Below are 16,243 nucleotides of genomic sequence, written 5' to 3' on the forward strand. Positions count from 1 at the left end.
GAGATAGGCGTAGGCTCTATCATAAAGATAAAGGATATCGAGCTTGACGAGATCGAGGATCTTCAGATAGTAGGTTCAACTGAGTCTGACCCTGACAACGGCAAGATCTCTGACGAGTCACCTATAGGCAAGGCTGCACTCAAGCACAAGGTAGGCGACATTTTCGAAGCTGAAACACCTGCCGGTCTGCTGAAATTCGAGGTCATCGACATTTCAAAGTAACAGACCACTTACAAAACACACGGAAAGGAAAATATAAATGAGCGAGGAAAACCGCACAAACGCTCCTGAGGAAGAGCTTACTCAGGAGGACATAAACAGCTTAAAGAAGATAAGAATGGACAAGCTTGAAGAGCTGAAAGCCAAGGGCAAGAATCCATTTGAGATAACAAAGTATGACGTTACGGCAAGCTGTGCCGAGGCTAAAGCACAGTATGAAAAGCTTGAGGCTGAGCTTAAGGAGCAGGCAGGCGAAGACGAGGAAAAGCTCAAGGAGCTTCTCGAGGCAAACCGCATAACAGTAAGCGTTGCAGGCAGAGTAATGTCAAGACGTCTTATGGGCAAGGCAAGCTTTTTTGACCTGAGAGATAAGAGCGACAAGGTTCAGGTCTATCTGAGAATGAACGAGATCGGCAAGGAAGAATTTGACGATTACAAGAAGGGCGATATCGGTGATATCGTTGGCATTGAGGGCTTTGTATTCAGAACAAAAATGGGCGAGATTTCAATTCACGCTCAGAAGTTCGTACTGCTTTCAAAGTCGCTTCTGCCGTTGCCTGAGAAGTGGCATGGTCTGAAGGATCAGGACACTAGATACAGACAGAGATACACAGACCTTATATGCAATCCTGAGGTAAAGGACACATTTATAAAGAGGTCGCAGATAATCTCATCTATCAGAAGATATCTTGACGGACAGGGCTTCATGGAAGTTGAAACTCCAATGCTGGTATCTAACGCAGGCGGAGCTGCCGCAAGACCATTTGAGACACACTACAACGCACTTGACGAGGACGTTAAGCTGAGAATTTCTTTGGAGCTTTATCTGAAAAGACTTATTGTTGGCGGACTTGAAAGAGTATACGAGATAGGCAGAGTATTCAGAAACGAGGGTGTTGACGCAAGACACAATCCTGAGTTTACTCTTATGGAGCTTTATCAGGCATACACTGATTACTACGGCATGATGGATCTGACGGAGAATATGTTCAGGCACGTTGCACAGGAAGTATGTGGCACAACTTGCGTACCTTACGGTGATGTAATGATAGATCTTGGCAAGCCGTTTGAGAGAATGACAATGATCGACGCAGTAAAGAAGTATTCTGGTGTTGATTTCTCACAGGTAGCCACAACAGAAGAGGCAAAGGCACTTGCAGACGAGCATCACATTGAATACGAAGCAAGGCACAAGAGGGGCGACATACTCAACCTGTTCTTTGAGGAATATGTTGAGGAGCATCTTATTCAGCCGACATTCATAATGGATCACCCTATCGAGATATCTCCGCTCACAAAGAAGAAGCCTGAAAATCCTGACTATGTAGAGAGATTTGAGCTTTTCATCACAGGCAGAGAAATGTGCAACGCATACTCAGAGCTGAACGATCCGATAGATCAGCGTGAGAGATTTGCAGCGCAGGAAGAGGCATTGAAGCAGGGTGACGAGGAAGCAAACCACACAGACGAGGACTTCCTGAGAGCTTTGGAGATAGGTATGCCACCTACAGGCGGAATTGGTTACGGCATAGACAGACTTGTTATGCTGCTGACTAACTCCCCGGCTATTAGAGATGTGCTGTTGTTCCCTACGATGAAGACACTAGAGTAATAAACCCTTGATTTTGCGAGGTTTTCAGCAGGTCTGACCGACGGCTTACGCCAATTTTACGCCAATCGGTCAGAAACTTATAAAAAAATATGATAACATATGAGAGATCACTGATGTTTTGGTTCATCGGTGATCTCTTTTTTATTATTCGGCACTGCCGCCTTTGAGAAGCTTTTCAAGGGTCTGAAATTCTTTCTTTTTGAAGTCGCTCGTGGCGTCGGTGTAGACGTTCATCGTGGTGCTGAAATCTGAATGGCCGAGTACGTCTTGAATCACTTTGAGGTTTATGCCCATTTCGCACATTCGCGTTGCAAAGGTGTGACGGAGGGTGTGACAACTGAAATCGGGCAGTAGGGTGACGTTTTCGCTTTTCTGCGCTTCCGAATGCACTCTTTTGTTGCAGTCACGGATTATCCTGCGCAATGCCCTGTTGAGATTGTTCTGATTATGTACATTGCCAAAGCGGTTTATGAAAATAAAATCAGAAAAGCCGTCGACTTTAACTTTGCATCTCAGCCCCGCTATATCCTGATACTCTTTCTCCTGTTCGAGTGCTTCCCTGACTTCGCTCATAATAGGCACGCTGCGGCTTCCCGCTTCTGTCTTAGGCTTGTGTATGCTGAACTGACATTTGTTTGTATCGTGCTTGTAGTAAACAAGTGTGTGGTTGACGCTGATAAAGCCGTTTTCAAGATCAACATCGCACCAGCGCAGCCCCGTTATCTCGCCGACACGCAGACCTGTATAAAGCATTGTAAGAAATACAGGATACCAATGCTGATAACGCGGCGTGCTGCGGAGGTAATCAAGAAAAAGTTCCTGTTCCTTTGTGGTAAGCGCCTGACGCTTCTGTATCTCCTTGCCGTGCATATGTTTCAGTTCTCTTATCGCATTGTCAGAGGGGTTCGCGGGGATAAGCCTGTTCTGCACGGCGAGTTCAAGCACTTGATGAAGCACGGTATTTACGTTGTCGATAGTAGAAACTTTTAGCCCGCGTTCTCTGTAAAGCATATTGTAAAAGCCCTTAACGTCCGAATACAGCAGTCCTGAAATCTTGCTTTTGCCGATATAGGGGTCAACGAACATTTCATACATATACATATAGTTCAGCATAGTGTTGTCCTTTAGCCCCATTTTATCTCTCACCCACATTTTATAGATGTCATTTACCGTGAGGTTTCGGGCGTTAGGCCTTATGCCTCTGAGAACATCGGCAGAGATTTCCTCTTTTTTCTCACGAAGTTCCTGCAGCGTGGGTGCATATATCACGCGCCTTTCGCCGTTCTGCGTCCAGCGGTAATCATAACCGCCGCCCGCACGTTCGCTTTCACCTTTTTTCAGCATAATGCCTTTGCTGTCTCTGCGCCTTTTTGCCATAATAAAACTCTCCTTTCAAAATTCTGCCGACCATCGGCTTTCCGGACGGTCGGCATTTTTCACATTTCTCGCAGTTCAGATAGAATAAGCTCTCGACATATACTCATCAAACTGCCTGCGCTTTATAAGCCTTTTATTTCCCACCCACAAAACGAACGGACAGCGTTCGTCTGCCGTGAGTTCTCTCAGCTTGTGCTGACCGATGTTTGAATAAACGGCGGCTTCCTCGATAGTGAGGTTTTGCTTTTGAAATATAGGGACGTTCAGTTCCCTTTCTCTGACCATATCCATAATTGTTTACCTCCTGTTGGTATCTTGAAAATAATGTATAAGTTAAATCATTGCTTTTTCCGTTTGTTCCAGACTCCATACTGCCGGAATATGCCAAGTTCACGCTTTTTAGGCTTTTTAGGCTTTTTAGGCTTTTTATCTTCCGTTTCATCGGAACAAGGGGCATACTCTTTTAGCGCATCGGCGTTTATGTGATAAAACTTTTTCATCCATTTGTCTTTCGACTTGCCCTGTTTTCTGATAGGGTATGTTCTGCTACCGTCTTTCGACAGTATAAGCACGTTCTCGTCTGCAAGGGCTTCGCCTATGGACTTTGCAGAAAGCCTTGACGAAAAAATTTTTCTCAATTCCTCGCCGCTGATGATAAAGCTTCCCTCAAGCTGGTTATCGTAATAACAAGGGCCTTCATCGAAGCGTATCGCGTTACGAAAATCCTTAATATCGTTAGAGACGTTTTGTGAATTTAAAATAGCGGCGGCTGCTTCCTCGACTATGTTTCGAGAGGAGGCATATTCACTGCTGCGGTTTTCAAGGTGACGCAATGTGTCATCTATCTGTGCTTCGATAGAGTTTTCGATAGAACGGCGCCTTGTGATCATTGTCATATCATCGTTCGAAACGCTTCTGATAAACTCACAAAATATATCACAGGTGCAAAACAGCAAGGACTTTATAGCATAGTTTCGGTTAAAGCCCGAATATCTCGCAGCCTTGCTTTTGTGATTTTTGACATCGCTAAGCCTGCTGTTTAGATTTTTGCTGAGTCTGTCATAGTTTTTGCAGACCCACTCGATAAAGCACCGCACCATTTCAAGATACTGATCTTTATTACGGCAAAGCTTGTTGATCTCCTTCGGCGGTATCGGATCTTTAAGATTTACTACAAGGCAGCGATTTAGCGTACTTGAACTTTTAAGCAGATATTCACCCGTCACAAAAAGCATACTTTCATTTTTGATCCTCTTGCCGTCACGGACTATCTGCCCCGGAGTTTGAACACGTTTGAGATTTTCCGAAAGTTTCTGTTCGTTATTCTCTCTTTCTCTGTTGGAATCAGTGCCGCAGAGGTCGTCAATTGCCACGCAACAATGCTTGTACTCGAATATCTTGTCGATCTCGCTTTTATTGCTGTGCAGATTTATAATATTTGGACTGCCCTCGAAATAATCTACAAGCAGTTTGGTTATCGCAGATTTTCCCGAACCCGAATCGCCGTAAACGTAAGTGTTGAACTCAAATCTGCTTCTTTGCGATTCGTCTATAAGTGGCATTATGAATGGCGTAAGTGCCGCCATAAGCAATACGCCGGGTATATTATCTGAATCAAGAAAATCCGATACCCACGGCATAAATTCAGCATTTTGCGTTGACAGCGGGCGTTTAAATTTTGCGAGGGCTTCGTTCTGCGGTGCTATATCAACGCCTATACGTTCCGTATCGCCAATAATGCAGCTGCCAAGCAGGAAGACGTAGTGCGCATTATGGTCATCACCTATTTCAAAGCGATTATACCCTTGGGTAAGAGAATATCTGATTTCGGGTTCCATATTAAGAATAGCCCCTTTAATAGTTCCCGACAAAAAATTGTTACATGTGCTTTCTCTTTTATTAAATTTGACCTCATTGCGAGGAATAAAGCGCATAGCTTTTTCAAGATCACTGCACGGAATTACCGCCGGATAGGTTTTCTCGCCGACCTTAAATGCGACCTCTACATAGCAGTCACCTGGGGCATCTGCCGTCAATGACTTTACTTCGTAGTAGTCGGTGATTTCTATAAGAGCGTTTGAAAAATGCTCGCCGTGATAGTAGATACCGTCCGGACCTGCTGAGTAGCCCCTGGGGTAATTTTTTATTTCCATAAGTAAGATCCTTTCGAATTTTAGTTTACTGTATTATATCACAGCAGAAAGGATCACGCAACCATTGCCTTTTTTTCAATATTTACACTATCCGTATTTTTTATATAATATTCCGTAAGAAAATCGTGCTAATATTAAATTTAAAGACAGTAAAAAATCAGAAATATATATAATCTGAAAATAAAAATCAATATTATGAAGGGAAATGCTATGACAAAAAAAGAATGTGAAAAAATACTTAATTTTGATTTGAAGGTTTTGGAAGAGGCATCGTTTGATTATCCGCAATGCAAAGCGTCTAAAAACGACTATATTGAGCTTTCAAGTCTGCTAACAAATAACAGAACACAAATGATGCTTTTAGATCCGAAATCCGGCAACGATGGATCATCGAATATGATACCTGAAGAGAAACATTTTCAATTTGTGTATCCTAATAAGAAAGGAACAATTTCTGACTATGGTCTGGTATGTGCCAAAGAGCATGCTGCTAGCAAAAGTATTCTTGAAAAATTTCTGAATGCAGAATTAGAATATAAAGAAGAAGACAAAAACAGTTTATTCGGATTGATAAACAGATATGGATTTCTTTTTCCTGTATATGACAGCGAAGATGTAAAATATGAGGATGTTGTTTCGATCATAAAACGACTTAAGACTGTCGCCGAACTGATCACAGAATTATCCATACTGAAAAAATCAGCGTTAACAGATGGTCAAAAGGAAAAACACATAGGTTCAAAGGGCAGTACATTTGAAAAAGTTCTTGGCCTTACGTTAATGCTGTTAACGTGTCCCACAATAGAGATACAAATGAAAAACTTTACATATAGATCTTATGAAGATAACTATTATCGCCTATTGATCAATGCTTATATTCCATCCGAAGAATATGGAAGTTGGAGTTTAAAAGAAGTGTATAGCGACGATAATATGTTTTTTGATCTAAATACTGAAAATGCCGATTTTAAGCAATGGATGGATAATATGAATATGGCATTCGGAAAAAAAGTTAACGATAATTCAAACTCTGAGGATACTAAAGATGATACAGATTCAGGCTTCAAGAATAAAAAAATTGATGGCAATAAAGTTGTAAACGAATTTAATGAAATGCTCAGAAATTCTACAGGAAAGACCGTGATCGAAGATCCGACAAACCAAAATTGGCTATTCTGCCAGAACACATTGATTTTTAATAATGACAGAAATAAAAATAAACATCTCATAAGAACTCGTAAAGATCTCAGAATAGCTTCTTTTATACAGGCGTATTCACTAGGCGTCGGACTGATAGAAGGCTGTTCCGTGAAAGGAATAAAGCACCAAGATGAAGAAAAAACGAATTATGATAATATTAATGAAGATATGAGAGATGCTTTGATAAAGATAGCGACAGATGTTGTCAAGACAGAGATAAATTACAATATCCAAAATGTGACTGTACAATTTGACCCGCTTAACACTCATTGTTTGAAAATCAAATTCAACACTCTTCTTGAAGCTTTATATTACTCGCTGGCGTTTTGTTACAAAGCAGATAAAACTTATAAACGATGCGAAAAATGTGATACATTTTTTCTTATATCGTTGGGAGATTCTAAGAGAACAAATTGCGGTAACAAACGGGATCATAATAAGAAATCTAAATCGCTCGACTCTAATAAATAGAGTTTTTCTTGATTTTACCATAAGCAAAGGACATCTTATTGCAAGCAGTTAACATACTATATATGTAAATTATAAAATATACTGTAAATTTACTATGAAAAAATAAGTTTAAAAACCACAATGATAAGGGTTCAACCATTACCATTGTGTTTTTTTTCGTAAGTATTTCCACCGAAAATTGGTTTTTGCTTAGTGAAGACAGCCTGAAGAATACTTGTTTAGCATAATCAGCGTTAAATTTGGTAAAATATTTAATTGTTTTAACGCTCATTGACAAAAAGCGGGAAATAGTGTATAATAAAATAGTATATTTGTACCCAATTTTGTAGAAATGGTTGATTAGATATAATGAGTAGCTATTTTGATATAGTTTCCTATGAGGAACTATTAAATGAGATTAAATATGTTTATCGGTCAGATGACCGACCGTGGATTATTGGATATAGTGGAGGAAAAGATTCCACTACTGTGGTAGAACTGGTCTATGAAATGCTTAAGTCACTTGCTCCACAGCATAGGCACAAGAATGTTTACATAATATCCTCTGATACACTTATTGAAAATCCTTTGATTAAGATATATCTTAACAAAATGAATAACCTTCTCGGAGAAGCTGCTGCAAAAGACAGGCTCCCTATTAAGTCGTGCATGGTAACTCCAAAATTCAACAATACATTCTGGACGAATATTATTGGTAAAGGCTTTCCTACACCAAGAATGAATGGTACATTCAGATGGTGTACTGACAGACTTAAGATTAAACCAAGTGCTGATAAGATAAAAGCAATCATGGCTGAGGAAGACAAGGAAGTCATAGTTCTTCTAGGTGTACGTAAAGCTGAAAGTATTGCTAGAAAACGGCGTATTGAGGGTCGTGAACTTACAACACGTATGCTTAACAGACATGAAACTATCCCAAATGCATATGTCTATAATCCGATAGTTGAACTGACTACTGAAGATGTATGGACAGTTCTTCTTGAACACAATAGTGGCAAAACCCCGTGGGGATCAGATAATAGTGAACTTGTTGCCTTATATTCTGATGCTGATAGCGGCGAATGTCCGTTTGCAGGAATGTCGAATTCAGGACAAACACAGAGTTGTGGTCAGTCAAGATTTGGCTGTTGGTGTTGCACTGTTGTTAAAGAGGACAAATCACTCAATGGGTTTATTAAAGCAGGACACCGCGAGTTGATTCCGTTAGCAGAGTTTAGAACATGGCTCATGAGTATAAGAGACGTTGATAAATATCGAGAAAAAAAGCATAGGGATGGCACTGTTTATGCGGATAAGCATGGAAATAAAGGGTATGGCCCATTTACCTGGGAAGCAAGAAAACTTATCCTTACGAAACTTATTGAAACACAGAAAGCTATCAATTATGAGCTAATTACTCTCGATGAACTTAGAGCAATAGATGAAATATGGGATCGTGAGCTGGATCTTTCACGCAGAGTATTAGTTGATCTATACTATGATCTTACAGGTGAAAAACTCCCTTGGGATAGTTATAAAGAAGCACTTATAAAGGCAGATATTGTTGACAGTATTGAAAATATGTGCGAAGAATATAATGTCCCGAGTGAACTTGTAAAGAATCTTTTATTATCAGTCCACCAAAACAAAAACTATTCAAATCCGAAAATAATGCGTAAGGATCTTGAAAAACTTTTGAATCAGCAGTGGCTTCATTTTGATATACTGAAGGAGATAGAAAATGCAGATAACGAAACTGGTGCTTGTTAATTTTAGCTCCTATGAGGGCAAAACTGTATTTGACTTCACCGTAAAAAAAGAACAGCCTATAATACTGATAGGTGGTCTTAACGGTGCAGGAAAAACATCTATCTTCACAGCTATTAAAATTGCGCTTTATGGTCCTTTAGCTTTTGGTTATACTGGTAATAATACTTTTTATAGCAAGAAAATCAGGGGATTTATAAACGATAAAGCATTTCAAACGCAACCATTTACATCAGGAATTTCTATAGAAGTAAAGGTAAAAAAAGAGAGAGAAATAAAATATTATACAATTAATCGCAATTGGCATATTATTGACTCTAAAATAGAAGAATCTTATAGTGTTTATGAAGGAAACAAACCTCTTGAATATACTGATAGAATACTATTCGAAAGCTATATTTTAAATATCATTCCAATTGATTTGTTTGAGTTTTTCCTTTTTGATGGTGAAGAAGTCGGTACTATATTTGCTTCTGATGGATATAACAAGTATGTAAAAAATGCTTTGCTAACAATGTGCGGCATTGATGATTTTGAAATATTGCAGCATTTCTGCAGAAATTATAATGGTAGAATAGAAAGCAAAGAAGAAATGGATCTTAATGATCAGTATCAAAACTTAGTTGATAAGATTGCTGAAACTGAAAAAGCAATAACTGCGTGCGAATCCATACTTAACGATAATATGCAGAAGATGAGTACTCTTCGGACCATTATTGAGCAGCGTGAAACGGAGTTTGTTCGTTCTGGAGGACTACCGCCGGAAGAAGTTAAAATACTTGAAAAAAATGTACTTAAATATGATAAAGAACGAGAGGTCATTGCGCAGGAAATAAAGTCGTTTTTTGAAGATTTGATGCCGTTTTTCATTATGAAAGACATGATTTCTCAGTTAAAACAACAGATCAAGTATGAGGAGAAGGCTTCAATTCACGAGTATATCATCAATATGCTTTCCAAAGAGTTCATCAGCAATATCGTTGCTGATAAAACAAAAAAAGACAACGGTATTTCTGAAGCTCTTTATGAAGCTATAGTGAAAAAATTCGAAGTGGCTAATGGAGCCTTTGATGAGATGATATTTGATTTTTCAAAGGCTGAAATGGGACAGGTATTAAATCTTGCTGATGCAGTTACGTCATTTGATTCAAAAGAGTTTACAAAAAAGATAAATGATAAAGATAAAATGGACAAGAGAGTTAGGTCTATCAGGAAAAGATTAAAAAATGCCTTGTCTGAGGAAGATGCCAAAAAATATACAGATGAGATAGAACGTTCTAAACAGGACATAGAACGTTTGGAGCTTGAATCTTTACAAAAGAAAAACGAAAAGATAGAACTTGAATCAAAGTTACAGGTGCTTAATTCTGAACTTAACTCGTTGCGCGAAAAGATACGCGACAACGCCCAGAAAAGACATGTGTTGGATCTTAGTACAAGTATTTCACAGATGATGGAGCGCTTGATTAGCGACAGTATGATCAGTATACGTAAACAACTGTCTAAAAAGATAATAGAGAATCTTCAGCAAATCTATCGTAAAGATAATCTTATTTCTATAATTGAGATCTCAGAAAATTTCAAGTTTGATTTGTTTCAAACGCAGCAATTTACTATAGATGAGCTAAGATCACTTATAGTCAATGTTGGTGTTAAGGACTTCTTGGCTATTATTGGTAGTGAAAGCGTAAGAAAGCTTTGCAGACACTTCTCTGTTAATGAAGCAGAGGGTCTTAAAGATGCTATTCTCTCCTGTGATAATAATAATGAAGAGATAGAGCTCTATAGAAGGGTCGACTTAAATACACTTTCAAAAGGAGAAAGACAAATTTTCATTCTTGCTCTTTATTGGGCAATTATTCAGATTTCGGGAAAGCATATTCCGTTCATCATCGATACACCTTATGCTCGTATCGATGCTAATCACCGTGAGGAGATTTCATCAAAGTTCTTCCCAAACATCAGTAGTCAGGTTGTTATACTTTCTACTGATGAAGAGATTACTAAGGATTACTATACTATAATAAAACCTTACATATCTAAAGAATATTTGCTTAAAAACGATCAGAGCGAAAACAAAACAACGGTAACTGAGGGTTATTTCTTTTAAAGGTGAGTATAAAATGATATTTAGATTGAAAACGTCAAAGCAGACTCAGGAAATATTTGAGGAACTTGAAAGACGTACCAATTTTAAGCCATATACATTGGTAAAACATGCTATTGCATGGTCTGTCGCAGAAAAGACATCCGTAAAAGATTTTAAATCCGATTCAAACGGATTGGATTTAAACAGACAGACCATTACAGGTGATAATGAAGAGTACTTTAAAGCCATGTTTGAGCTTATTGAGGGAAGATTTCTTGGTGAAGATGAATTCTTTCCTAAATATGTGAAAGCTCATATTGATCGCGGAAGTAAGTTGCTTCTTGATATGTACAATCATGCAGGTAGTGTTGATAAGTATATTCTTCATGTTCTGGGGGTTGGTGATACTGTATGATATATCTGGATAGCGCAGCCACATCTCCAATTGATGAAGAAGTGCTGGATGCTATGCTTCCGTATCTTAAAGAAGAATATGGAAATCCATCTAGTAAGTATTACTGCAAGGCAGATAACGCTAAGCAGGCAGTTGAGGAAGCACGTTCTAAGGTTGCAGCTTTATTAGGCGCAAAAAGCGAAGAGATAATCTTTACTGCTGGATCCACTGAAAGCACGAATATGATTATTAAGGGAGTCCTTGACTACAGCAAATATTATTGCGAAGGCAAAAATCATGTTATAACATCTAACGCCGAACATAAAGCTACCTTAAACGTATGTAAATATCTAAATGGTGAAATTTATTCCAACAACGATGCTACTATGTCGTTGTTCGCTGCTAACAACAAAGTTGACAGGGGCTATAATGCTACATTTGTTGAAGTCGATAAATATGGGATTATATCAACAGAAAAGTTTGAAGTTGCAATTACTGACAGAACAGCCATTGCTTCATTCATTTATGTCAATAACGAAACCGGTACTATTAATAACATAGCTGATTTAGCCAAAGTAGCGCATAGTCAGAATGTGTTATTTCATTCTGATGTTACACAGGCAGTGGGGAAATTTCCTGTCAATGTAAAAGATCTTGATGTTGATTTCATGTCCGTGTCTGCACATAAATTCTACGGTCCTAAAGGAATAGGTTGTGCATATATCAAATCTGATAAATACGGACTTCCTCCAATAACAGCACTTCTTCATGGTGGTGAGCAAGAGAGCGGAATACGTGCTGGCACACTTGCAGTGCATAATATTGTAGGATTTGGTAAAGCGTCTGAAATAGCTATGCGTGATATGGAGAAAAACTACAATCATACATGTGATCTGGATAATTACCTTATCGCTAAACTAAAGAGTTGTGATAATATCAAAATTTTTATTCCTGATGAATTCAGGGCAAAAGGAATCATCAGCATTTTAATTATGAAAGAAGACTTTAATAACGAAAGGTTCGTTAAGCGTATTAGTAATGAAGTCGCAATATCAACCGGGTCTGCCTGCAGTCTCGGAGAGCCATCTCATGTTATAAACGCTTTAGGACTTAAAAATCAGACCAGTAAGATACTTAGAATATCTCTAAATAAGTTCACAATGAAAAAAGATATTGACCAGTTTATTTCAATTTTAACAAAGAATATATAGGATGTGATCGTATTGAGGATTATTGATGCAGTTGTTATTGTTCTAAAAGAAAACGGAAGTCTTACATCCAAAGAAGCCTATGAAAAAATAATTGAAAAAGGATTATACAATTTTGGAGCTAAAAATCCTGTAAATGTTGTAAATTCGGAAATACGTTGTCATTGTGAAGGCTTGAATTTTCCAAGCGCCTCTCCTGTTAAGTATTTCAAAATTACAGGTAAAAAAGGAAAGCACGACCTATATGCGGCAATTGATCCTAACGAACCGAATAGCGAAAACAATCCAAAGAAAATTATATATTCCGAAGAAAATCTTTTACCAGAGGAAAAGATTGATCAAACATATCTTTTTTATAAGAATGGCTTGAAAGCCCAGATAAAAGACCGCATTCTTGCATGCCACCCAAGTTTTTTTGAAAGCCTTGTTGTACATCTATTGCTTGAAATGGGATATGGCGTAAATGATCAAGCGGGAAAAGTAATTGGAAAATCACACGATGGTGGTATCGACGGCGTAATATTTGAAGATAGATTAGGCTTGAGTAAAATATATATTCAAGCTAAGAGATATGATCAAAAGAATACGATTGGCAGACAGATACTACAATCTTTTGTTGGTGCTATGCAGGATGTTCAGAAAGGAGTATTCATCACTACATCAACATTTACAAAAGAAGCGATAAATTATGCAGAAAATCAACAACAAAAAAGTCTAAAACTTATCAATGGTGATCTGTTAGCCGATCTTATGATCACGTATGGTATAGGTCTTGAAAAAATTAAAACGTATACGGTATACAAGCTTAATGAAGATTACTTTGAATAAGTTTATACATTATAAGAATTATATGTAATGGGGTTTTATTATGGCTTTAATGAAAGACAAGCAGCCGGACAACTATGAGGGAGAAAAGCAAGTCTGGCAGTGCATAAAGGATAATCTACCAGAAGATATTCTCTGCTACTATAACAGAGAAGTAAAAGGCAGAGAATTCGATTTCTGCCTACTTATAAAAGATGTTGGATTCATGATAATAGAAGTTAAGGGGTGGGACAAAAGCCATATTAGTGAAGTCGTTTCTCCTGACGAAATAATTATGTCTAATGGAAGCATAGAAGATTCTCCAAAGAAACAGGCAAGATCGTATGCTTTTAAACTCAAAAACATGATGAATGAAAAGTATGGTATAAATCCACTGGTCATGAATATGATCTGTTACCCTTTCCTCTCTGAAATAGACTATAATAAAATTGGGTTAAGTATCGTTTCAGAACCGGAATACACTCTTTTCAAAGAAGACATTGAAAACAGCTACAACTTTTCGCGTAAAATACTTGGTGTCTATCAGGATTCGCAACAGCTGAATTTTGACAAAATGATTGGTGACAACTATGATACTGCAAGGCATCATTTTGAACCTACATATGTTGTGACTGCTCCTTCTCAAAATATTATTCCTTACTCTTGTCTGTCGGTATTCTCTGAAGGGCTAACTCTTACCAATATAAATGACATTATAACTTCATATTTTAAAGGAACCAAGCAGATAATATTCACACAAGGTGTTTCTGATCTTGAAGTTATAACAAAACAATTATCAGAAGCTCTGACCAAAAATCATATAATATTAAAAGAAGGCAATCTTGCTATAAGCACATCTGGCAACACAGAAACCATTCTCACAATTGAAAACAATAGACTTTCTTTATTTAATTTTGAAGCTTTCTTTATAAGCCAGGATATAGCTATAAGTTCTTTTCAAGCATATAATGGCAAACTTTCAGAAGAGCAAGAAAAAATTCTTTCGACTATTGCGGCTGTTACAAACTTTAACATTGATCAATTTCATATTGAACATGCAGAAATTGGACGAGATATTCAGGTCAAGGCTGGTGCCGGAACAGGAAAAACTTATTCTATGGTTTCAAGAGTAGCTTTTCTTTGTAGTCATGCTTCTAATTCTGGTGTATTTGACCCTGCAGCTGAAATAGCAATGCTTACTTTTACTGATGATGCAGCTATCAATATGAAGTCAAGGCTTAAACAACTTTTTGTAAATTATTTTATACTTACCAATGATACGCAGTACCTTGAAATGGTAACAAGTATTGAGAAAATGCGTATTTCTACTATTCATAGCTTTGCTAAGGAAATTATTTCGAATACTGCTATAACACTGGGCATTGGCACAGAGTTCGCTACTGTTATCGGAAAGTATGAAAAACAAAAAATATTTGATCGTCTTTTTACTGCTTATTTGGAGGAAGAAAACAAACGCAATCCTATATTCTTTAATGTTCTTCCGATTAATATAGAGGATTTTCGTAAGCTGATGCTTGATATTTCTAATAAGCTTTATGAAAAAGGTTGTGACATAAAGACTCTCGATATGACTTCATGGGGGGATGCGCCAGATAATATGCCGTACCTAAATAGGATAATTGAAAAAGTAGTTGTAGAGACTGAAAAAGAGTACTCAAAGTTTCTTATAGACAACAATGCAGTGGCATTGTCTGAATATATGATCCATCTCAACAAGTGCATAGATAATAAAGCATTTAACACCAATCTTTATGAATTCAAATATGTGTTTATAGATGAATTTCAGGATACGGATGATGCACAGATAGCATCATTTGTTGCTATGCAAAAAAAAATTGGATTCAATTTTTTCATTGTAGGTGATCTTAAACAGAGCATTTACCGTTTTCGTGGTGCGACTATGACTGCTTTTAAAAAAATGGGATGCAATAAAGAGAGTTGGCTTTCGTTCACTTTAAATCTTAATTACAGAAGTGACAAAAGACTCTTAGACAGGTTCGCTAAAACTTTTTCCTACATGAGCAGGATGGATCTGCTTAAATATGATCTAACTACTGATGTTCTAAGAGGTATCAAATCTAATAACATTAGCGAAGATCTACTTGTTGTTCCGATTTCATATAACAATTCTGACAAAAATAATTCAACAAAATACTATGATATGCTGTTCAACATTATTGAACAACAACGGCAGCGAATTGAAATAGAAATGGGAACAAAAGAACTTTCGAAAAATAAACGAACCATAGCTATTCTAACAAGAAGCAACTATCAGATCAATGAAATTTTGAAAGAGGCTAAAAGAAGAGAAGTTGTTATAGAGAGTGACAACAACAGTGATCTTTATAGACTTGCACCGAGTACGGATTTGTGTCGACTGACATCGGCACTCTGCAATCCATATAACCCTACGTATCTTTTTGATCTTATTCACTCAAGGAATGTGAATATTATTTTTGATATTCGTTCTATAATCGGTAAAACCGCTGATGAGAAAACAGATGTTTTTATAGATTGCCTTGATAAGTTTTATTATTCTGCTATGGGCAAGACCTGGAAAGATCTTGTTCGTGATATCCAAAAAGAGCCGGTACTGAAAACACTCAGGCTGATATATGAAGCTACGAAACCTTGGAGAGCTTATGCTCCATCAGATGAGTATATGCAGGAATACTATCGTACAAACTATGAACTTATCTTTGAGGAATTGTCCAAGGTGAATAAGAAGAGTTATCTTACTCTTGATTCAATTAATGAGTCTCTTCACATCAACATAATGACAGGAACAGAAGCAAAATCGAGAGAGATCGACATTACTACTGATGATATAAGAGTTACCTGTCTTACTGTCCATAAATCAAAAGGTCTTGAATATGGCACAGTTATTATGCCCGCTACAGATGTCGAAATCGACAAACCCCATAAAAATGGACTTGAGGTGTCGTACAT

12 protein-coding genes are annotated in these 16,243 nt (G+C 37.6%); 9 read left to right on the top strand and 3 right to left on the bottom strand.

Features of this window, described 5'->3' with window-relative positions; translation table 11 throughout:
• Nucleotides 1-222: GreA/GreB family elongation factor (locus AB5Z01_RS12495; RefSeq protein ID WP_368365572.1), on the top strand; the 222-nt coding region annotated here is incomplete at its 5' end.
• 37 nt (nt 223-259) lie between these two features.
• Entirely contained in the window at nt 260-1,831 is a 1,572-nt protein-coding gene (lysS, locus tag AB5Z01_RS12500) for a lysine--tRNA ligase (RefSeq protein WP_046440215.1), read from the top strand.
• A gap of 144 nt (nt 1,832-1,975) precedes the next feature.
• Here lysS and AB5Z01_RS12505 read toward each other — a convergent pair whose 3' ends face one another.
• From AB5Z01_RS12505 to AB5Z01_RS12515, 3 genes are all read right to left on the bottom strand, one after another.
• Nucleotides 1,976-3,208, bottom strand: a complete 1,233-nt coding sequence (locus AB5Z01_RS12505) for a tyrosine-type recombinase/integrase (RefSeq protein ID WP_368365573.1) — start codon at nt 3,206-3,208, stop codon at nt 1,976-1,978.
• A gap of 75 nt (nt 3,209-3,283) precedes the next feature.
• Complete coding sequence (locus AB5Z01_RS12510; RefSeq protein ID WP_117891941.1) at nt 3,284-3,493, bottom strand: excisionase; 210 nt, start codon at nt 3,491-3,493, stop codon at nt 3,284-3,286.
• A gap of 53 nt (nt 3,494-3,546) precedes the next feature.
• Nucleotides 3,547-5,361: a hypothetical protein gene (locus AB5Z01_RS12515; RefSeq protein ID WP_368365574.1), complete on the bottom strand. Its 1,815-nt coding sequence runs from the start codon at nt 5,359-5,361 to the stop codon at nt 3,547-3,549.
• A gap of 210 nt (nt 5,362-5,571) precedes the next feature.
• Between AB5Z01_RS12515 and AB5Z01_RS12520 the strand changes: the two genes are divergently transcribed.
• From AB5Z01_RS12520 to AB5Z01_RS12550, 7 genes are all read left to right on the top strand, one after another.
• Nucleotides 5,572-7,032, top strand: coding sequence for a hypothetical protein (locus tag AB5Z01_RS12520; RefSeq protein WP_368365575.1), 1,461 nt, complete (start codon nt 5,572-5,574; stop codon nt 7,030-7,032).
• Nucleotides 7,033-7,380: 348 nt separating this feature from the next.
• Entirely contained in the window at nt 7,381-8,781 is a 1,401-nt protein-coding gene (dndC, locus tag AB5Z01_RS12525; RefSeq protein WP_117903521.1) for a DNA phosphorothioation system sulfurtransferase DndC, read from the top strand.
• Nucleotides 8,753-10,888 carry a DNA sulfur modification protein DndD gene (gene dndD, locus AB5Z01_RS12530; RefSeq protein ID WP_368365576.1) on the top strand — a complete coding sequence of 712 codons (2,136 nt, stop codon included), beginning with the start codon at nt 8,753-8,755 and terminating at the stop codon, nt 10,886-10,888. The genes dndC and dndD overlap by 29 nt, the downstream gene beginning before the upstream one ends.
• 13 nt (nt 10,889-10,901) lie before the next feature.
• On the top strand, nt 10,902-11,282 hold the full coding sequence (locus AB5Z01_RS12535) for a DndE family protein (protein ID WP_117903517.1): 381 nt from the start codon (nt 10,902-10,904) through the stop codon (nt 11,280-11,282).
• Nucleotides 11,279-12,472, top strand: a complete 1,194-nt coding sequence (locus AB5Z01_RS12540) for a cysteine desulfurase family protein (RefSeq protein WP_368365577.1) — start codon at nt 11,279-11,281, stop codon at nt 12,470-12,472. Before AB5Z01_RS12535 ends, AB5Z01_RS12540 begins: the two co-directional genes overlap by 4 nt.
• A gap of 12 nt (nt 12,473-12,484) precedes the next feature.
• Nucleotides 12,485-13,297, top strand: a complete 813-nt coding sequence (locus AB5Z01_RS12545) for a restriction endonuclease (RefSeq protein WP_186489889.1) — start codon at nt 12,485-12,487, stop codon at nt 13,295-13,297.
• A 40-nt stretch (nt 13,298-13,337) separates the two neighbouring features.
• Nucleotides 13,338-16,243 (top strand): UvrD-helicase domain-containing protein (locus AB5Z01_RS12550; protein ID WP_368365578.1); only part of this gene is annotated, 2,906 nt, incomplete at its 3' end.

Source organism: Ruminococcus sp. RTP21359st1_H3_RTP21359_211015, assembly GCF_040909065.1.
Taxonomy (GTDB): Bacteria; Bacillota; Clostridia; order Oscillospirales; family Ruminococcaceae; genus Hominimerdicola; species Hominimerdicola aceti.

Bases quoted from the DNA above. Each gene is read 5' to 3' on its own strand.
- lysS (WP_046440215.1), top strand. From the start codon at position 260: ATGAGCGAGGAAAACCGCACAAACGCTCCTGAGGAAGAGCTTACTCAG.
- AB5Z01_RS12505 (WP_368365573.1), bottom strand. From the start codon at position 3,208: ATGGCAAAAAGGCGCAGAGACAGCAAAGGCATTATGCTGAAAAAAGGT.
- AB5Z01_RS12510 (WP_117891941.1), bottom strand. From the start codon at position 3,493: ATGGTCAGAGAAAGGGAACTGAACGTCCCTATATTTCAAAAGCAAAAC.
- AB5Z01_RS12515 (WP_368365574.1), bottom strand. From the start codon at position 5,361: ATGGAAATAAAAAATTACCCCAGGGGCTACTCAGCAGGTCCGGACGGT.
- AB5Z01_RS12520 (WP_368365575.1), top strand. From the start codon at position 5,572: ATGACAAAAAAAGAATGTGAAAAAATACTTAATTTTGATTTGAAGGTT.
- dndC (WP_117903521.1), top strand. From the start codon at position 7,381: ATGAGTAGCTATTTTGATATAGTTTCCTATGAGGAACTATTAAATGAG.
- dndD (WP_368365576.1), top strand. From the start codon at position 8,753: ATGCAGATAACGAAACTGGTGCTTGTTAATTTTAGCTCCTATGAGGGC.
- AB5Z01_RS12535 (WP_117903517.1), top strand. From the start codon at position 10,902: ATGATATTTAGATTGAAAACGTCAAAGCAGACTCAGGAAATATTTGAG.
- AB5Z01_RS12540 (WP_368365577.1), top strand. From the start codon at position 11,279: ATGATATATCTGGATAGCGCAGCCACATCTCCAATTGATGAAGAAGTG.